Origin of the sequence: Neisseria sp. HMSC068C12, from assembly GCF_001814095.1 — a bacterium.
In the GTDB taxonomy this organism is placed as follows: Bacteria; Pseudomonadota; Gammaproteobacteria; order Burkholderiales; family Neisseriaceae; genus Neisseria; species Neisseria perflava.
In genome coordinates, this window is record NZ_KV814808.1 from 72,486 (window position 1) to 91,569 (window position 19,084).

12 protein-coding genes and 1 pseudogene are annotated in these 19,084 nt (G+C 52.1%); 7 read left to right on the forward strand and 6 right to left on the reverse strand.

Features of this window, described 5'->3' with window-relative positions:
- Positions 1-204 precede the first annotated feature (204 nt).
- Together HMPREF2952_RS04210 and murI are read left to right on the forward strand one after the other, a co-directional pair.
- Positions 205-1,434 (forward strand): multidrug effflux MFS transporter, encoded by a 1,230-nt coding sequence (locus tag HMPREF2952_RS04210; RefSeq protein ID WP_070503814.1) that lies wholly within the window; start codon positions 205-207, stop codon positions 1,432-1,434.
- Between the two features lie 61 nt (positions 1,435-1,495).
- The gene (murI, locus tag HMPREF2952_RS04215) at positions 1,496-2,305 is read left to right on the forward strand and encodes a glutamate racemase (RefSeq protein ID WP_049343929.1); all 810 of its coding nucleotides are present in this window, start codon (positions 1,496-1,498) and stop codon (positions 2,303-2,305) included.
- A 62-nt stretch (positions 2,306-2,367) separates the two neighbouring features.
- On the opposite strand, the gene nadC is transcribed toward murI, so the two are convergent.
- Together nadC and HMPREF2952_RS04225 are read right to left on the reverse strand one after the other, a co-directional pair.
- Positions 2,368-3,249: a carboxylating nicotinate-nucleotide diphosphorylase gene (nadC, locus tag HMPREF2952_RS04220; protein ID WP_004520494.1), complete on the reverse strand. Its 882-nt coding sequence runs from the start codon at positions 3,247-3,249 to the stop codon at positions 2,368-2,370.
- A 75-nt stretch (positions 3,250-3,324) separates the two neighbouring features.
- Positions 3,325-4,263, reverse strand: coding sequence for an NUDIX hydrolase (locus HMPREF2952_RS04225; protein ID WP_049343932.1), 939 nt, complete (start codon positions 4,261-4,263; stop codon positions 3,325-3,327).
- A 156-nt stretch (positions 4,264-4,419) separates the two neighbouring features.
- Here HMPREF2952_RS04225 and nadA point away from each other — a divergent pair, with 156 nt between their 5' ends.
- Together nadA and nadB are read left to right on the forward strand one after the other, a co-directional pair.
- Entirely contained in the window at positions 4,420-5,532 is a 1,113-nt protein-coding gene (gene nadA, locus HMPREF2952_RS04230) for a quinolinate synthase NadA (protein WP_003747473.1), read from the forward strand.
- Positions 5,533-5,583: 51 nt separating this feature from the next.
- The gene (gene nadB / locus HMPREF2952_RS04235; RefSeq protein ID WP_004520497.1) at positions 5,584-7,092 is read left to right on the forward strand and encodes an L-aspartate oxidase; all 1,509 of its coding nucleotides are present in this window, start codon (positions 5,584-5,586) and stop codon (positions 7,090-7,092) included.
- 161 nt (positions 7,093-7,253) lie between these two features.
- Here nadB and pgmB read toward each other — a convergent pair whose 3' ends face one another.
- The 3 genes from pgmB to HMPREF2952_RS04250 form a co-directional block, all read right to left on the reverse strand.
- Positions 7,254-7,919: a beta-phosphoglucomutase gene (gene pgmB / locus HMPREF2952_RS04240; protein WP_049336215.1), complete on the reverse strand. Its 666-nt coding sequence runs from the start codon at positions 7,917-7,919 to the stop codon at positions 7,254-7,256.
- Positions 7,920-7,931: 12 nt separating this feature from the next.
- Complete coding sequence (locus tag HMPREF2952_RS04245) at positions 7,932-10,190, reverse strand: glycoside hydrolase family 65 protein (RefSeq protein ID WP_049336213.1); 2,259 nt, start codon at positions 10,188-10,190, stop codon at positions 7,932-7,934.
- A gap of 74 nt (positions 10,191-10,264) precedes the next feature.
- A complete protein-coding gene (locus HMPREF2952_RS04250) occupies positions 10,265-11,617 on the reverse strand; it encodes an SLC45 family MFS transporter (RefSeq protein WP_049336211.1) in 1,353 nt (450 codons plus the stop codon).
- 339 nt (positions 11,618-11,956) lie between these two features.
- Between HMPREF2952_RS04250 and ettA the strand changes: the two are divergent.
- Positions 11,957-13,633, forward strand: a pseudogene (gene ettA / locus HMPREF2952_RS04255) (energy-dependent translational throttle protein EttA).
- A gap of 65 nt (positions 13,634-13,698) precedes the next feature.
- Here ettA and HMPREF2952_RS04260 read toward each other — a convergent pair.
- Positions 13,699-14,334: a multidrug efflux system transcriptional repressor MtrR gene (locus HMPREF2952_RS04260; protein WP_070695318.1), complete on the reverse strand. Its 636-nt coding sequence runs from the start codon at positions 14,332-14,334 to the stop codon at positions 13,699-13,701.
- 226 nt (positions 14,335-14,560) lie between these two features.
- Here HMPREF2952_RS04260 and HMPREF2952_RS04265 point away from each other — a divergent pair, with 226 nt between their 5' ends.
- Entirely contained in the window at positions 14,561-15,829 is a 1,269-nt protein-coding gene (locus HMPREF2952_RS04265) for an efflux RND transporter periplasmic adaptor subunit (RefSeq protein ID WP_070695319.1), read from the forward strand.
- 11 nt (positions 15,830-15,840) lie between these two features.
- Complete coding sequence (locus HMPREF2952_RS04270) at positions 15,841-19,053, forward strand: efflux RND transporter permease subunit (RefSeq protein WP_070695320.1); 3,213 nt, start codon at positions 15,841-15,843, stop codon at positions 19,051-19,053.
- Positions 19,054-19,084 lie beyond the last annotated feature (31 nt).

Genomic DNA, 19,084 nt, shown 5'->3' on the forward strand with positions numbered 1-19,084 from the left:
TGTCTTAAAAAACAAGCATTTTAACGTTTGCGGCGAGGGGATTCAACCAAGCAAAGTTTCAGACGGCCTTAAGTTTTGCAAAGGTTTTTTTGCAGTGATTGGACAAGGTTGAAATCTGCTATAATTCCATCCAATCCGCAACCGTCTGACAAGGCGGTTGTTTTCTTTGTTTTTTGAATATTTTTTACGAAAGCGAAAGTCGGAATGACTGCACAACAAGCCCCTTTGGGCGAAAAAACCATGGCCGTGCTGATGGCGATGTTGGTCGCGCTGATGCCGTTTTCTGTCGATGCCTATCTGCCTGCGATTCCCGAAATGGCAAAGTCGCTGGGTTCGGACATCCACCGTATTGAGCAAAGTCTGAGCTTTTTTATGTTTGGCGTGGCGTTTGGTCAGGTGGTCGGCGGTTCGATTTCGGATATTAAAGGCCGCAAACCTGTCGCCTTGGTGGGATTGAGCATTTATTTTGCCGCCGTTATCGGTTTGACGATGGTGAATAATGTCGAGCAGCTGTTGAACTTGCGTGCTTTGCAGGCGTTTGGCGCGGGGATGACCGTGGTGATTTCCGGTGCGATGGTGCGCGATTATTATTCCGGACGCAAAGCCGCGCAGATGTTTGCCTTAATCGGCATTATTCTGATGATTGTGCCATTGATGGCACCGATGATTGGTGCAGGCTTGCAGAATTTGGGCGGCTGGCGCATGATTTTCGGCTTTCTGGCCTGTTATTCGCTGCTGCTTTGGGGTTTGATGTGGTATTTCCTGCCTAAGCCGCACCAAAAAGGCAAAATCAGCATGGACGTGTTCGGCGTGGTGGCCGGCAGGTTTAAACGTGTTTTGAGAACGCGCGCCGCGATGGGCTATCTGTTTTTCCAAGCTTTCAGTTTTGGTTCGATGTTTGCCTTTTTGACCGAATCATCGTTCGTGTACCAACATCTGTATCATGTTTCACCAAACCAATATGCTTGGATATTTGCGCTCAATATCATTACCATGATGTCGTTTAACCGCGTTACCGCATGGCGTTTGAAAACCGGTACGCATCCGCAAAACATCCTCAAATGGGGCATTATCGTCCAATTTTCCGCCAATCTGCTGATGACGGTTTTGGTGTTGTCGCTGTCTTTGCCGCCTTTGTGGGCTTTAGTGCCATGTGTGATGTTTTCAGTCGGTACGCAAGGCTTGGTCGGTGCGAACACTCAGGCCTGCTTTATGAGCTATTTCAGTGCAGAGGGCGGCAGCGCAAATGCGGTTTTAGGCGTGTTCCAATCCCTTGTCGGCGCATCGGTCGGTATGGCAACGACTTGGCTGCATAATGGTTCCGCCTTGGTAATGGCCGGTATGATGTTAAGCTCGACCGTATGCGGTATCGTACTGTTGTGGATTTGCTCGCATCAGGCTTGGATGGAAAACGATAAAAAAGAATATGTTTAACCTTCAGGCCGTCTGAAAAACGGTTTCAGACGGCCTCGACTTTATATTGAAGAAATTAACCATGAGTACCAGCAAACAACGCCCCATCGGCGTATTCGATTCCGGTGTCGGCGGCTTGACCAACGTCCGCGCCCTGATGGAACGCCTGCCGATGGAAAACATCATCTATTTCGGCGATACCGCACGCGTTCCCTATGGCACCAAATCCCGCGCCACCATCGAAACCTTCGCCATGCAGATTGTCGATTTCCTGCTGGAAAACGATGTCAAAGCACTCGTCATCGCGTGCAACACCATCGCTGCCGTTGCCGGACAAAAAATCCGCCAAAAAGCAGGCAATATGCCCGTATTGGACGTCATTTCCGCCGGTGCGGAAGCTGCTTTGCAAACCACTAAAAACAACCGAATCGGCATTATCGCGACCAACACCACCGTCAACAGCAATGCCTACGCGCGTGCCATCCATTCAAAAAACAACGACACGCTGGTGCGCACACAAGCCGCGCCCCTGCTTGTGCCATTGGTAGAAGAAGGCTGGCTCGATCACGAAGTCACCCGCCTGACCGTGCGCGAATACTTGAAGCCGCTTTTGGCCGACGACATTGATACGCTGGTGTTGGGTTGTACCCACTTCCCACTGCTCAAACCGCTTATCGGCTGCGAAGCACAAAACGTTACCTTGGTCGACTCCGCCATCACCACCGCCGAAGCCACCGCCAAAGCCTTAGCGCAAGCAGGTTTGCTGAATACAGAAAACGACAACCCGGATTACCGCTTCTATGTCAGCGACATCCCACTGCGTTTCCGTACCATCGGCGAACGCTTCTTAGGCAGAAGTATGGAGCAGATTGAAATGGTAACGTTGGGTTGATGGGAAATATTAAAGGCCGTCTGAAATTTCAGACGGCCTTTGCTTTATAGCAAACTCGAAATTTAAGCCACGAAATCCAAACCTATATCCAACGAGCGGCTGCTGTGGGTCAGATAGCCGAGGGCGATGCCGTCCACGCCGGTTTGTGCCACGCGCTTCAGGCGGTCGAAGCCGATGCCACCCGATGCTTCGCAATAGATGGTGTGTGTGTGGACGGTTTGTGTGTGGCAGCGGTTTGCCGCTTCTTTCAAGGTTTCGTCGTCCATGTTGTCCAGCAAAATCCGTTCCGCGCCAGCCGCGATGGCTTCGTCCAGTTGTGCCAACGTGTCCACTTCGATTTCCACGCAAGTCAACGGTCCGACCGCCTGCTTCGCTTGCCGAACGGCTTGGGCGATGCTGCCGCAATAGGCGAGGTGGTTGTCTTTGATGAGTACGGCGTCGTCCAAGCCCATGCGGTGGTTTACGCCGCCGCCTGCCCTGACGGCGTATTTTTGCAGGACGCGAAGCAGTGGGATGGTTTTGCGGCTGCACACGATGTCCACATTGTAACCAGCAACTTCGGCTACTGCATGTGCGGTGGCGGTGGCGATGCCGCTCAAGTGCGTAAGATAGTTGAGCGCAGTACGTTCGACGGCGAGCAGCGCGCGGGCGTTTCCTGCGATGGTGGCAAGTGTCTGACCTACGCAAACGGCTTGCCCATCTTGGATTTCGGCTTGGAAACGGACGGACGGATCCATCGTCTGAAAGGCAAGACGCGCCAAATCCATGCCGGCGATAACGCCGTCTTTGCGGCTGACGAGGAAAAGTTTGGCGGTTTTGTCGGGAGTGATAACGGCGGCGGACGTAACATCGCCTCGCCTGCCTAAATCTTCGCTCAAGGCTTGTTCTACCATGGGGCGCAACAGGGTATCGGGTAGAGGAAGAAGATTGTTTTCAGACGACATGAAGGTTCCTTTGTTGAAAAATATTGATATTTGCCTGATGGGACAAAATTTAATTTGAGGCCGTCTGAAAATCAGTTAGTGGCTACCCAGCGGCAGTCCAATATCAGAAATCAGCTGATCGGGTAGGACGTCGTCGCGGAATCGGTAAAGCTGTGCAGGACGGCCTTTACTGCCTGATACGCCGGTATCCGACGGCTCGATGAGGTTTTGCTGCTGAATCTGGCGGCGGAAGTTTTGCTTGTGCAGCAATCTGCCGCTGATGGCTTCGACGCTGTTTTGCAGTTGCAGCAGTGTGAATTCGGGCGGCATCAGTTCAAAAATCACGGGGCGGTATTTGATTTTGGCTCGTAGGCGGGATAAGGCTGTCGCCAGTACGCGGCGGTGGTCGTGGCGCATAGGCTGCCCCGTGAGTGAGAAATTGAAGTTTTCCTGAGACTCGGCTGCTTCCGCTATCAGGCCGCTTTCGTATAGCATTTCATAGCGTTGCAAAACGTATTCTTCCGACCAATTTTCAGGTTCTACCCCCCAGCACAATTGAATGCGCTTGAGCCGCTTCTGGCGCACTTCCTCCGTATCCGCCGAGTTTGCCCAAATGCGCAGGCGGCTGACGATGGTATCGCGCAGCCCGCCGTCAGTGCGCAAATCTTCCCACGGAAAATAGCAGTAGCAGTCCTGCCATTTCGCATCCGGGTGCAGGATGCTGTCGGCTGCCTCGCGCACCAGTCCCAAATAGCTGACGTACAAGACAGGTAGGCCTTGCTCGTTTTGACGGCGCGTATCTACAAACGTATAAAGCTGTTCTACATAGCCCATAGGCTGTGATGTCTGTTTGGCAACCCACATCCTGACTCCTGCTTGCAGAGAGTGGCGAAGCGGTGCAAGCAGGCCATTGGGTAATAGCTCTCCTTTGGCAACTGTCAAAACCCTCAAGCTGCCATTTGTAATGGCAATCAGTACAGGAACAAGCTCGACGATACTTTGCGTATTGGCTGCTGTTTCAGGATAGGCATCCATGCGTGGCTTTCATTCAAGAGGAAACCTTATTGTAAACCAAAGCGGTTTTCAGACGACCTTGCTTATTATACTCAATTTGAGCATAATATAAAAATATTTCAAAATATAAACGGCAAATCTTTATGCCGTCTGAAAAACCAGCCATAAGGAAGTCTCATGCAAACCGCCGCCCGCCGCTCGTTCGATTACGATATGCCCCTCATCCAAACACCGACTTCCGCCTGCCAAATCCGTCAGGCGTGGGCAAAGGTTGCCGACACGCCCGACCGCGAAACGGCAGGTCGTCTGAAAGACGAAATCAAGGCTTTGCTGAAGGAGAAAAACGCGGTCTTGGTAGCGCATTATTATGTTGATCCGCTGATTCAGGATTTGGCTTTGGAAACGGGCGGATGCGTGGGCGATTCGTTGGAAATGGCACGCTTCGGCGCGGAACACGAAGCCGATACGCTGGTGGTGGCGGGCGTACGCTTCATGGGCGAGAGCGCAAAAATCCTCTGTCCTGAAAAAACAGTGCTGATGCCTGATTTGGAAGCAGAATGTTCTTTGGATTTGGGTTGTCCGGAAGAAGCGTTTTCAGCGTTTTGCGACCAACACCCCGACCGCACGGTCGTTGTGTACGCCAACACTTCCGCCGCCGTGAAAGCGCGTGCCGATTGGGTGGTAACGTCTTCGGTGGCGTTGGAAATCGTATCGTATCTGAAATCGCGCGGTGAGAAGCTGATTTGGGGACCCGACCGCCACCTCGGCGACTATATCCGCCGCGAAACGGGCGCGGATATGCTGTTGTGGCAGGGTTCGTGCATCGTCCACAACGAATTCAAAGGGCAGGAATTGGCAGCGTTGAAGGCGGAACACCCCGACGCGGTGGTACTGGTTCATCCCGAATCGCCGCAAAGCGTCATCGAGCTGGGCGACGTGGTCGGCTCGACCAGCAAACTACTGAAAGCCGCCGTATCGCGCCCCGAAAAAAAATTCATCGTGGCGACCGATTTGGGCATCCTGCACGAAATGCAAAAGCAGGCGCCCGACAAAGAATTTATCGCCGCACCGACGGCGGGCAACGGCGGAAGCTGCAAAAGCTGCGCGTTCTGCCCGTGGATGGCAATGAATTCGCTGGGCGGCATCAAACACGCCCTGACGAGCGGGCACAACGAAATCCTGTTGGACAGAAAGCTGGGCGAAGCCGCCAAACTGCCTTTGCAGCGTATGCTCGACTTCGCGGCAGGGCTGAAGAAAAAAGATGTGTTCAACGGCATGGGACCCGCCTGATTTGCTGTCAATATTGCCGTTTCAGACGGCCTCTCAAACAAGGACAACACCATGCAAACCGATTGCGACGTATTGATTGCCGGAAACGGGCTGGCGGCACTGACGCTCGCCCTGTCGCTGCCTGAATCGTTCCGCATCGTCATTTTGTGCAAAAACCGGCTGGACGACACCGCCAGCCGTCATGCGCAAGGCGGGATTGCGGCGGCGTGGTCGGGAGAGGACGACATCGAAAAACACGTCGCCGATACTTTGGAAGCGGGCGCAGGTTTGTGCGACGAAGCTGCCGTCCGCACCATCCTGTCGCAAGGCAAACCGGCAATCGAATGGCTGCTGGCGCAGGGCGTGGCATTCGACCAAAATAATAATGACTTGCACCTGACGCGCGAAGGCGGGCACACCTGCCGCCGAATCGCCCACGTCGCCGACTACACGGGCGAAGCAGTCATGCAGAGCCTGATTGCCCAAATACGCCGCCGCCCGAGCATCCGCGTTTGCGAGCGGCAGATGGCGTTGGACATCCAAACCGAATCGGGTGCAGCGTGCGGACTGACCGTCCTCGACCGCCGAGCGCAAGAAACCTACAGCATCCGTGCCAGCCATACCGTACTCGCAGGCGGCGGCTTGGGACAGATTTACGCCGCCACCACCACGCCGCCCGAATGCACGGGCGACGCCATCGCCATGGCGATACGCGCAGGTTGCGCAGTCGAAAACCTCGAATTTATCCAATTCCACCCTACAGGCTTGGCAAGGTCGTCTGAAAACGGCCGTACCTTCCTGATTTCCGAAGCCGTACGCGGCGAAGGCGGCATCCTGACCAACCAAGCGGGCGAACGGTTTATGCCGCATTACGACCGCCGCGCCGAACTCGCGCCGCGTGACATCGTTGCCCGCGCCATCGCCGCCGAAATCGCCAAGCAAACGCAAGACTTCGTCTCGCTCGACATCAGCCGCCAACCCGCAGCGTTCGTCCGCCAGCATTTCCCGTCCATCCATCGGCACTGCCTGTCCCAATGCGGCTTGGACATCACGCGCCAAGCCATCCCCGTCCGCCCCGTGCAACACTATACCTGCGGCGGCATCCAAACCGACCCCAGCGGCAGAACCTCCCTGCCGCAGCTCTACGCCTTAGGTGAAACAGCCTGCACCGGCTTGCACGGAGCCAACCGCCTCGCCAGCAACTCCCTACTCGAATGCGTCGTTACCGCCAGACTTGCCGCCCAAACCATCGCGGACGGACAAGCATTCCAAGCTGTACCGTCCCAAAGGTCGTCTGAAAGCCCCTCTGTTGAAGCAGGTATCTTTTCAGACGACCTCCAAAACACCTTCAGCCGTCCCGCCCTGCAAGCGTTCAACCAACGCCATCTCGGCATCCTCCGCAACGATACCGGCCTGAGCCGCGCCATCGCCCAACTGCGGCTTTGGAAGCAAAACCAAGCCGAGCCGCACACCGCGTCTGAATACGAAAACCGCAACCTACTCGAATGCAGCCTCGCTGTCGCCCAAGCCGCATACAGGCGGAGACAGAACATAGGCGCGCATTTTAATAGTGATTGTTAAGGTTGGCAGGTCATAGAAAGTCGTTCAAATAAATTTGAATAGCATGGTTGAAAAGTTGGTATTCAGTCTTTATGGTTGCGTAAGTTGGGTTATCATTCTGTTCTAAAATCAGAAAGGCCGTCTGAAATATTTTTTAGACGGCCTTTTACTTCCTTAATATTTTATCTGTCTGATTGTTCCCATACGTTTTGCAGGTAGGCGTAGGTCAGGTCGGCAGTGTCGGATACCAGCGCGATGTCGCTGCCCAAATCTTCGGCTTTGCCCACGCCGATGGGCAATGCGCCGGCGGCTTTGATGGCGGCGACGCCGGCGGCGGCGTCTTCAATGCCAATGCATTGGCGGATGTCCGCGCCTACGCCCTCGGCTGCTGCGAGGAAGATGTCGGGGGCGGGTTTGGAATGCGCGACGGCGGCAGGGTCGGCAATGGCGTCGAAGAAGTGGGTCAGCCCCATGCGTTCCAGCAGAAACGGACCGTTTTTACTGGCGGACGCGAGGGCGATTTTTTTGCCGTTTGCTCTCAATGCTTCCAGCAGCGGCAAAATGCCGGGGTATACGTCTTCGGGTTTGACTGCCTGAATCATCTCGACGTAGTTGTCGTTTTTACGGCGGGTCAGTTCGGCAAACTCGACTTCGCTGACGGTTTTGCCGCCGTGCGCGAGGATGCGTTTGAGCGAATCGTCGCGCGATACGCCTTTGAGCTGCTCGTTAAACTTGCGGTCGATGCTGATGCCCAGTTCTTCGGCAAGCTTTTTCCATGCGCGGTAGTGGTATTCGGCGGTGTCGGTAATGACGCCGTCGAGGTCAAATAGGACTGCGGTAAAAGTCATTTTGTGCCCTCCTTATTTTTCCAACGCGACAGTGTGGCTGCCGTTGAGCGTGATGTCTTTGCCGTACACCTGCAAATCTAGCGGCTCGCCTTTGAGCAGGGTGAAGACGACGTTTTCTTTGCCGACGGCGACTTTAATCAGACGGCCTCGGTAGTTGATATGGAAGGCGTAGCCTGTCCATGCGCTCGGCAGGAACGGTGCGAAGCTGAGTTTGCCGCCCCAAGTTTTCATTTGGGCGAAACCTTGGACGATGGCGAGCCACGAGCCGGTCATAGAAGTAATGTGCAGGCCGTCTTCGGTGTCGTTGTTGTAGTTGTCCAAGTCCAGGCGGGCAGTGCGCTGGTACATTTCCACGGCTTTTTCTTCTTTGCCCAGTTCGGCGGCGAGGATGGAGTGGATACATGGAGACAACGAGCTTTCATGAACGGTCATCGGTTCGTAGAAGTCGAAGTTGCGGCGTTTTTCGTCGATATTGAAACGGTCGCCGAAGAAGTAGATGCCTTGCAATACGTCCGCCTGTTTGATGAAGGGCGAACGCAGGATTTTGTCCCACGACCATTTCTGGTTGAGCGGCAAATCGTCGGGCGAAAGCGCGGACACGGGGCGGATGTCTTTGTCGAGGAAGCCGTCGTGTTGGACGAATACGCCGAGTTCTTCGTCATGCGGACGGTACATATTCGCGCTGATGTCCGCCCATTTTTCCAGCTCGGCGGCACTCACGTTCAAATCCGGACGCGGGTATTTCGCCAAGGCTTCGTGGGTGTAATCCAATACCCATGCAGCGAGGGTGTTGGTGTACCAGTTGTTGTTGATGTTGTTTTCGTATTCGTTCGGGCCGGTTACGCCGTGAATCATGTATTTGCCGTTGCGTTTGGAAAAGTGGACGCGGTCCGCCCAGAAGCGGGACACTTCGACCAAGACTTCCAAGCCTTCTTTGGCAAGATAGCTTTCGTCGCCGGTGTAGTTGGTGTAGTTGTAGATGGCGTAAGGAATCGCGCCGTTGCGGTGGATTTCCTCGAAGGTGATTTCCCATTCGTTGTGGCACTCGATGCCCGTAAACGTCACCATCGGATAGAGTGCGCCTGCCAAGCCTTGTTCGCGCGCGTTGTGTTGCGCCTGCGGCAGTTGGTTGCGGCGGTATTGCAGCAGGTTGCGGGTAACTTCGGGTTCCGCTAGTGCGAGGTAGAGCGGCACGGCGTAGGCTTCGGTGTCCCAATAGGTCGCGCCGCCGTATTTTTCGCCGGTAAAACCTTTGGGGCCGATATTCAGGCGCGCGTCTTCGCCGTAGTAGGTGGAGAACAGTTGGAACAGGTTGAAGCGGATGCCTTGTTGCGCTTCGTCGCTGCCTTCGATGACCACGTCGGCGATTTCCCAACGGTGCAGCCAGCCTGCTTTGTGTGCGTCCAGCAAGGTTTCAAATGCAACGCCTGCGATTTTTTCCGACAAGGCGCGACCTGCGGCTTTCACTGCTTCCAAGCCCTGATAATCGCGGCTGGTAGTAACAATCACGCGTTTTTCAAAGGTTTCGGGCGTGCTGCCGACTTTAGCTTCAAAAGAATTGGAGACCTGCCAGTCGGTTTGGCTGCCGCCAAGGGCTTTGAAGCTGCCGGCGAAGGTTTGCTCGGCGTTGACGATGAATTGTTCCACGCCGAAGGGATTAGCGACGGTTTGGGTGGCAATGTAGGAGAGGCCGTCTGAAACGCCTTTGTCCAATACCTGCCAGAATTTTTCTTCATAGTTGGAGTCTTCGTTTTTCACATCGGCGTCGATGATGGAATCGATGCGGACTTGGTGGGTTTTGCCGTCAACGGATACGGCTTCCCAGCGGATAACCGCCAGCTCTTTTTGCGCGACGGACAGGAATTTGCACACATCGAAACGCACGCCGAATACGGTGAACGAGCGGCGCAACACGCCGTGCTGCATATCGAGTTCGATGGAGAAGTCGGCAACGTCGTTTTTCGCCAAGTCCACTTCCTGATTGTCGACAAAGATTTTAACTTTGCTGAAATTGAGCGCATTGATGGCTTTGCCAAAATATTTAGGATAGCCGTTTTTCCACCAACCGACGCGGGTTTTGTCGGGGAACCAAACACCGGCGATGTAGGTGCCCAAGTGGCTGTCGGCGGAGTAGGTTTCTTCAAAGTTGCCGCGCATACCCATATAGCCGTTGCCCAAACTGGTCAGGCTCTCTTGCAGCCGTTTGTATTCTTTTTCCAGTTTTGCCGAACGCAATGTCCAAGGGCTGATTTCCATGATTCTTGTGTACATTTATGAAGCTCCTGTTATTAAAATCGTAAGTTCGGCAAAGGTTTCAGACGGCCTTTGCCGATGGTATGGATGGATTATTCGCCGTGGGTCTCTTTAATCAGACATACAGAGAAGGCTCCCAGCAGCAAGACTGCGCCTGCAACCAAGAACATGGTTGCCTGATGGCTGCCCAGCATAGGGAAGAGGATAAAGCTCAGCAGGGAGGCGACGATTTGAGGCATACAGATAGAGCCATTAAACAGACCCAAATAAGTACCCATGTGTTTGCCGGAGAGGGCATTGGTTACAATCGTCAAAGGATAGGTAATGATACCTGCCCACGCGATGCCGATTAAGGTATAAGACAGGATTAATGCGTATTGATTGTGGATAAAGAAAATAGAGAAGAAACCGAGCGCGCCCAGAGCCAGACAACCGAAATAACCGGCTTTATGGTATTTATTCGGTACTTTTGCCAGAATAAACGAACATATGACGGCAGCAATGGATTGCACCGCCGCCAAAACGCCGTACCAGTTGCCTGCTTCTTGGTAGCCTACGGAAGAGGCATCGGTTGTCTGCCAAACGTTTTCTGCAATCGCGCCTGCCGAGTAAGTCCACATATATTGGAAGGCGAACCAGCAGAAGAATTGCACCAAAGTCACCGTCCAAAACGCTTTAGGCGCGGTTTTCAAAAGTTCGAACCAGTTGGCTTTTTCCTGATTCGCGGCGACATCGATGCCGTGATAGCGGGCGTAGGTTTCCGGATCGTATTCTTTGACTTTGAAGATGGTGAACGCACTGGTAATAATCAGCAACGCTGCGCCCACATAGAATGCTACGACCACGGTTTGCGGTACGACGCCTTTTTCGGCCGTGTTCGCCAAACCGATATACGCAAACACAAACGGCAGAATCGCCGCCACAACCGCGCCCGTATTCGCTAAGAAACTTTGAATCCCGTAGGCGTAGCTTTTCTGCTCCTCGTTGACCATGTCGCCGACCATCATTTTAAACGGCTGCATTGCCATATTGGAGGATACGTCCAACAGCGCAATCATCAGCGCGCCAAACGACAAAGCCGCCAAAGAAGCGTAGCCAAAACCGAAGCTGCCCGAGTTCGGCATCAGAATCATGACGATAACTGCAATCAGCGTGCCATAAAGCAGATAGGGCAGACGACGACCGCCCAGGCGCGGCATCCAAGTGCGGTCTGAGTAGTAGCCCACAATCGGCTGAACCAACATACCGGCTAGCGGCGGCAGAATGAAAAACCAGCCCAAATTATGCGGGTCGGCGCCTAAAGTTTGAAAAATTCGGCTCATTTGTGAGCTTTGCAGGGTAAAGGCCGTCTGAACGCCGAGATAGCCGAAGCTCAGCATCCAAATCGTACTTTTTGCCAGTGACGGCAAACCTTGTTTTGCTGTTTTTTGCGTATTTTCCGACATGAGGTAAATCCTTTTTTTAAAAGTATTTTTATTGAGAAATCTGAAAGGTTCCTTGGTGTGGCGTTCTCTGTCGTTATTGTTTGTGTGCGTACTTTCAAGGATATAGGTGCATTTTATGAAGCGCGCCGGATATTGGCAATGCCAGTTCAAGGATAAACTGGCTTAAATCAAATTTTTTGCGGTTTGGCATTGATACCGTCGGGCAATGAGGGTATCGGTTCGGCTCGGTGTATATTTTGATGCTTATTTCTATTTTCAGACGGCATTTGAACAAGCAAGTATTGGGGCAATAGGTTAAAATGGGCCGTCTGAAATTTGTTTGATGAAAACGAGAAAACTATGTCCCAACAATACGTCTATTCTATGCTGCGCGTGAGCAAGGTTGTGCCGCCGCAAAAAACCATTATTAAAGACATTTCCCTTTCATTTTTCCCCGGTGCAAAAATCGGTTTGCTCGGTTTGAACGGTGCGGGTAAATCTACTGTACTGCGGATTATGGCGGGCGTGGATAAAGAATTTGAGGGCGAAGCCGTGCCGATGGGCGGCATTAAAATCGGCTATTTGCCGCAAGAGCCTGAGCTTGATCCTGAGAAAACTGTGCGCGAGGAAGTGGAAAGCGGTTTGGGCGAAGTGGCTGCCGCACAAAAACGTTTGGAAGAAGTATATGCCGAGTATGCCAATCCTGATGCGGATTTTGACGCGTTGGCGGAAGAACAAGGCCGTTTGGAAGCGATTATTGCGGCGGGTTCATCTACCGGCGGCGGTGCAGAGCATGAATTGGAAATTGCTGCCGACGCGCTGCGCCTGCCTGATTAGGATGCCAAAATCGGCAATTTATCCGGCGGTGAAAAACGCCGTGTGGCTTTGTGCAAACTCTTGTTGAGCAAGCCCGATATGCTTTTGCTGGACGAGCCAACCAACCACTTGGACGCGGAATCTGTCGAATGGCTGGAGCAATTCTTGGTCCGCTTCCCCGGTACAGTCGTTGCGGTAACGCACGACCGCTACTTCCTCGACAACGCCGCCGAATGGATTTTGGAACTCGACCGCGGACACGGCATTCCGTGGAAAGGCAATTACTCGTCTTGGCTGGAGCAGAAAGAAAAACGTTTGGAAAACGAGGCGAAATCCGAAGCTGCGCGCGTGAAAGCGATGAAGCAGGAATTGGAATGGGTACGCCAAAATGCCAAAGGCCGCCAAGCCAAGTCCAAAGCGCGTCTGGCGCGTTTTGAAGAAATGAGCAACTACGAATACCAAAAACGCAACGAAACTCAGGAAATCTTTATCCCTGTTGCCGAACGTTTGGGTAACGAAGTAATTGAATTTGTGAACGTTTCCAAATCGTTCGGCGATAAAGTGCTGATTGACGATTTGAGCTTTAAAGTACCTGCGGGCGCGATTGTCGGCATCATCGGTCCGAACGGCGCGGGTAAATCTACGCTGTTTAAAATGATTTCAGGCAAAGAGCAGCCTGATTCCGGCGAAGTGAAAATCGGTCAAACCGTGAAAATGAGCTTGATCGACCAAAGCCGCGAAGGTTTGCAAAACGATAAAACCGTGTTCGACAACATCGCCGAAGGCCGCGATATTTTGCAGGTTGGTCAGTTTGAAATTCCCGCCCGCCAATATTTGGGACGCTTTAACTTCAAAGGCAGCGACCAAAGCAAAATTGCGGGGCAACTTTCCGGCGGCGAACGCGGCCGTCTGCACTTGGCAAAAACTTTGTTGAGCGGCGGTAATGTCTTACTGCTGGACGAACCGTCTAACGACCTCGACGTGGAAACCCTGCGCGCGCTGGAAGATGCATTGCTGGAATTTGCCGGCAGCGTGATGGTGATTTCGCACGACCGCTGGTTCCTCGACCGTATCGCTACGCATATTTTGGCTTGTGAAGGCGACTCTAAATGGGTGTTCTTTGACGGCAACTATCAAGAATACGAAGCCGACAAGAAACGCCGTTTGGGTGAAGAAGGCGCGAAACCGAAACGTATCCGTTATAAACCGGTAACACGTTAATTAGGTTTGAACCAAAAGGCCGTCTGAAACTTTTAATGTTTCAGACGGCCTTTTATTTTTGATGTTTATGATTGTTTTCTTAATTGCGGATGGTTTTCCAATGTATCAATGATGATTTCAATCATGCGTGGGGCAGTTTGCGCTAAATCGAAGCCTTGACCTGAAGAAAGCCAGCGCCAAATCAAGCCGTCTAATGAAGACTTGATGAAGATGACTGCCATATCGATATCCAAATTATCCGCCAACGCTTTTTGTTGTACTGCATCAGTCAGGACGGCAACGATTTTTCCACGCCATAATGATTGGTGTTTTTTAGCGATGGCAATGACCGCCTCGTTTTGCTCGGTGTGTTCGCATTTTAAAAACAAAATGCTGTGGAATTTATAGTGAAGCTCGTTGTGTTGCAGGCGCTCGAAAAAACGGGTCAGAGTCAGTCGGAAGCTTGACCAAGCCTGTTCGTTATTGTTGTTCGAGTCTTCTTTTATGCAGCTTTCGATGTCGCCGCAAATCCGTTGGAACAAGGCGTCAAACAAATCTTCTTTGTTTTTGAAATGCCAATACAGCGCGCCGCGCGTTACGCCTGCGGCTTGGGCGATTTCGTTAAGCGAGGTGCGGGCAATGCCTTTCTGATAAAACGTATCCAATGCGGCAAGTATGAGATATTCTTTGGTTTTTAAGGCTTCGGTTTTGGTTCTTCTCATAGTTGTTTTGTGGGGAATGTAAATTTATGGTTCGGATTATAAAAAATTACTTCTGAACATGCAAGAATGTATGTATAATTTAATTCAATACTTGATAGTGTTTCTCAACACTATATAATCAGCCTGTTTTTCATAAAAGCAGGCAATTTCTGTTTGCGAAATATGAGATTAAAGTAATCAATTTTTAATTAGTCAAACCCTTATTTATCATAGAGATAGGAAAATTATGGCTCTTTATGCTTCTAAAATGATGCGTGTCGCGGCAATTGCAGCAGCTACTGCGTTGGCGCTTTCCGCTTGCGGCAAAGGCGATGAAAAAGCAGCCGGCCAACAGGCGCAAGGCAGTCAGCAACAGCAAAAACAACCTGCACCTGAAGTCCGTGTGGTTACTGTGCATCCGGAAACCGTTGCATTGACAACCGAGTTGCCGGGCCGTCTGGAATCATTGCGTACTGCCGAAGTTCGCGCCCAAGTCGGCGGTATTCTGCAAAAACGCCTGTTCCAAGAGGGCAGCTATGTTAAAGCCGGTCAGCCTTTGTACCAAATCGACAGCTCGACTTATGAAGCAAACTTAGAAAGCGCACGCGCCCAGTTGGCAAGTGCGCAAGCGACTTTGGCCAAAGCGAACGCCGACCTGGCCCGTTACAAACCGCTGGTTGCCGCCGATGCCATCAGCCAACAAGAATATGATGCGGCCGTAACGGCCAAGCGTTCAGCAGAGGCAGGCGTCAAATCTGCACAAGCAGCCATCAAATCTGCCGGTATCAGCCTGAACCGCTCCCGCATTACTGCGCCGATTTCCGGCTTTATCGGTCAATCTAAAGTTTCTGAAGGTACGCTGCTGAATTCCGGCGATACCACTGTTTTGGCCACCATCCAACAAACCAATCCGATGTATGTCAACGTTACCCAGTCTGCGAGTGAGGTCATGAAACTGCGTCAACAGGTTGCCGAAGGCAAATTGTTGGCGGCAAACGGCGCGATTGCAGTGGATATCAAATTTGACGACGGTACGGTTTACCCTGAAAAAGGCCGTCTGCTGTTTGCAGATCCGACTGTCAACGAAACGACCGGTCAAATTACCTTGCGCGCCGCCATTCCTAACGACAGAAATATCTTGATGCCGGGCTTGTATGTGCGCGTGTTGATGGAACAAGTGGCAGTGGATAATGCATTTGTAGTGCCGCAGCAAGCAGTTACCCGCGGTTCGCAAGATACGGTGATGGTGGTGAATGACAAGAGCGAAATGGAAGCGCGTGTCGTGACCGTTGCCCAACAGCAAGGTAGCAATTGGGTGATTACAGACGGCCTGAAAGACGGCGACAAAGTGATTGTTGAAGGCATCAGCATTGCCGCTATGTCGGGTGCTAAACAGGTAACGCCGAAAGAATGGACGCCGCCTGCAAGCGCTGCGGCAGCAACAACGGCAGTTTCAGACGGCCAAGCTGCATCCGAGGCCAAGCCTGAAGCTAAAGCTGCATCTGAAGCCAAATAAGGAACGCATGAATGTCTAAGTTTTTTATTGACCGCCCCATTTTTGCATGGGTTATTGCGATTTTTATCATCGCAGCGGGTATTTTCGGCATTCAAAAACTGCCGATTTCCCAATATCCGTCCGTTGCTGCACCGACCATTACTTTGCGCGCTACTTATCCGGGCGCTTCTGCTCAGGTAATGGAAGACAGCGTACTGGCCGTTATCGAACGTAATATGTACGGTGTGGAAGGTTTGGACTATATGACGACTTCTGCTAATTCCAGCGGCAGCGGCAGCGTCAGTCTGACGTTTACACCGGAAACCAATGAAGATTTGGCGCAGGTAGACGTGCAGAACAAATTGTCGGAAGTGTTGTCCACATTGCCCTCTACCGTACAGCAATATGGTGTAACCGTATCTAAAGCGCGTTCCAACTTCTTGCAAGTGGTCATGCTTGCTTCTGAAAAGCAATCCATTGAGGAAATGAACGATTACGCCCAGCGCAATATCATTCCTGAACTGCAGCGTATCGACGGGGTAGGGCAGGTACAATTGTTTGGTGCGCAACGCGCCATGCGTATTTGGGTTGACCCGAAAAAACTGCAAAACTACAACTTGTCTTTTGCAACGGTAACCAACGCACTGGCTACTCAAAATATCCAAATTTCTGCAGGCTCTATCGGCTCTCTGCCTGCTGTGCCGGGACAGACTATTTCGGCAACCGTTACAGCGCAAGGTCAGCTGAGCACTGCTGAAGAGTTCGGCAACATCATTTTGGTATCCAATACCGACGGCTCGAATGTCTATCTGAAAGACGTTGCCAAAGTCAGCTTGGGTATGCAGGACTATTCTTCTTCCACCCGCTTGAACGGCGTGAATACCACCGGTATGGCAGTGATGCTGTCTAACAGCGGTAACGCTTTGGCAACAGCGACTGCTGTGAAAGAAAAAATGGCGGTTTTGCAGAAGTATTTCCCAGACGGTATGAGCTGGAAAGTTCCTTACGATACTTCCAAATTTGTGGAAATTTCGATTGAGAAAGTGATCCATACGCTTTTGGAAGCCATTGTTTTGGTATTCTTGGTGATGTATCTCTTCCTGCAAAACATCCGCTATACGCTGATTCCGACCATTATTGTACCGATTTCCCTGTTGGGCGGTTTTGCCTTTATCTCATACATGGGTATGTCGATTAACGTATTGACCATGTTTGCGATGGTATTGGTGATCGGTATTGTGGTCGATGACGCGATTGTGGTCGTTGAAAACGTTGAGCGTATTATGGCGAGCGAAGGTCTGCCGCCTAAGGCTGCAACCAAAAAAGCGATGAGTCAGATTTCCGGCGCGGTGATCGGTATTACTGCCGTGTTGATGTCCGTATTTGTGCCGCTGGCAATGTTTAGCGGTGCAACCGGTAACATTTACAAACAGTTTGCCCTGACCATGGTGGCATCGATCGGCTTCTCCGCATTCCTTGCTTTGACGCTGACTCCGGCATTGTGTGCCACCATGCTCAAGCCGATTCAGAATGGTCATCACGAAGAGAAAAAAGGTTTCTTCGGTTGGTTTAACAAGAAATTCGACAACTGGACACACGGCTACGAAGGCTGGGTAGCCAAAGTCTTGCGCAAGACTTTGCGCATGATGGTTGTCTATATCGGTTTGACTGTTGTGGGCGTATTCCTGTTTATGCGTCTGCCGACTTCCTTCTTGCCGACTGAAGACCAAGGTAACTTGATGTTGAGCGTACAGCTGCCTGCCGGCGCGACCAAAGAGCGTACCGATGCAACTTTGGCTCAAATCACTCAACTGGCGAAATCTGTACCTGAGATCGAGAACATTGTTACCGTTTCCGGCTTTAGTTTTAGCGGTTCCGGCCAAAACATGGCTTTGGGCTTTGTCATTCTGAAAGACTGGAGCGAACGTACTGCTCCGGGCAGCGATGCGACTTCTATTTCCGGTAAGTTGACCGGCATGATGATGGCTACGCTGAAAGACGGTTTCGGTTTGGCGATTGTGCCTCCTACCATTATGGAATTGGGTACAGGCTCCGGCTTGACGATTTACCTGCAAGACCGTAACAACAGCGGCCATGCCGCATTATTGGCCAAGCGCAATGAGTTGATTGACAAAATGCGCAAAAGCGGTTTGTTTAACCCAAGTACCGTTCGTGCGAGCGGTTTGGAAGATGCGCCGCAGTTGAAAATCGACATCGACCGCTCTGCCGCAGCAGCACAAGGTATTTCGTTCTCTGACATCCGTACTGCTTTGGCTTCTGCTTTGGGTTCGTCTTATGTAAACGACTTCCCGAATCAAGGCCGTCTGCAACGCGTGATGGTACAAGCTGATGCGAGTGCCCGTATGCAGCCTGCCGATATTCTGAACCTGACTGTACCGAATAAATCCGGCGTTGCCGTACCGCTTTCTACCATTGCTACTGTTTCTTGGGAAAACGGTATGGAACAAAGCGTCCGCTTCAATGGTTATCCGGCAATGGAGCTTTCCGGCTCGCCTGTTAATGGCGTGTCTTCCGGTCAAGCCATGGCTGCGGTACAGCAAATGGTTGATGACATGGGTGGCGGTTACAGCCTGGAATGGGGCGGCCAGTCTCGTGAAGAGGCCAAAGGCAGCTCGCAAACTGTCGTGTTGTATGCATTGGCCGCTGCCGCTGTATTCTTGGTATTGGCTGCTTTGTACGAAAGCTGGTCTATCCCGTTGGCGGTTATCCTTGTGATTCCGTTGGGCTTGATTGGCGCGGCATTGGGCGTGACCGGCCGCAACATGTTTGAAGCGCTGCTGGGCAGTATTCCGGCATACGCCAACGATATCTACTTCCAAGTCGGTTTCGTTACGGTGATGGGTTTGAGTGCGAAAAACGCGATTTTGATTATCGAGTTTGCCAAAGACCTGCAAGCGCAAGGCAAGAGCGCGCTTGAAGCTGCGCTTGCCGCCGCACACTTGCGTTTCCGTCCGATTATCATGACTTCGTTTGCCTTCATCTTGGGCGTGGTACCGCTTTATGTTGCCAGCGGTGCCAGCTCCGCCAGCCAACGTGCGATTGGTACGACCGTGGTCTGGGGTATGTTGATCGGTACGATTCTGTCTGTGTTCCTTGTGCCTTTGTTCTATGTGGTTGTGCGCAAATTCTTTAAAGAAACCGCACACGAGCATGAGATGGCCGCCAAACACGCCGCTGAAGCCGGCATGATTGAAGACGGTAAACACGATTCAGACAAGCACTAAAGCAAAGGCCGTCTGAAAAATTTTCAGACGG

Coding starts and splice junctions, on each gene's coding strand:
- HMPREF2952_RS04210 (WP_070503814.1), top strand. CDS start 205: ATGACTGCACAACAAGCCCCTTTGGGCGAAAAAACCATGGCCGTGCTG.
- murI (WP_049343929.1), top strand. CDS start 1,496: ATGAGTACCAGCAAACAACGCCCCATCGGCGTATTCGATTCCGGTGTC.
- nadC (WP_004520494.1), bottom strand. CDS start 3,249: ATGTCGTCTGAAAACAATCTTCTTCCTCTACCCGATACCCTGTTGCGC.
- HMPREF2952_RS04225 (WP_049343932.1), bottom strand. CDS start 4,263: ATGGATGCCTATCCTGAAACAGCAGCCAATACGCAAAGTATCGTCGAG.
- nadA (WP_003747473.1), top strand. CDS start 4,420: ATGCAAACCGCCGCCCGCCGCTCGTTCGATTACGATATGCCCCTCATC.
- nadB (WP_004520497.1), top strand. CDS start 5,584: ATGCAAACCGATTGCGACGTATTGATTGCCGGAAACGGGCTGGCGGCA.
- pgmB (WP_049336215.1), bottom strand. CDS start 7,919: ATGACTTTTACCGCAGTCCTATTTGACCTCGACGGCGTCATTACCGAC.
- HMPREF2952_RS04245 (WP_049336213.1), bottom strand. CDS start 10,190: ATGTACACAAGAATCATGGAAATCAGCCCTTGGACATTGCGTTCGGCA.
- HMPREF2952_RS04250 (WP_049336211.1), bottom strand. CDS start 11,617: ATGTCGGAAAATACGCAAAAAACAGCAAAACAAGGTTTGCCGTCACTG.
- HMPREF2952_RS04260 (WP_070695318.1), bottom strand. CDS start 14,334: ATGAGAAGAACCAAAACCGAAGCCTTAAAAACCAAAGAATATCTCATA.
- HMPREF2952_RS04265 (WP_070695319.1), top strand. CDS start 14,561: ATGGCTCTTTATGCTTCTAAAATGATGCGTGTCGCGGCAATTGCAGCA.
- HMPREF2952_RS04270 (WP_070695320.1), top strand. CDS start 15,841: ATGTCTAAGTTTTTTATTGACCGCCCCATTTTTGCATGGGTTATTGCG.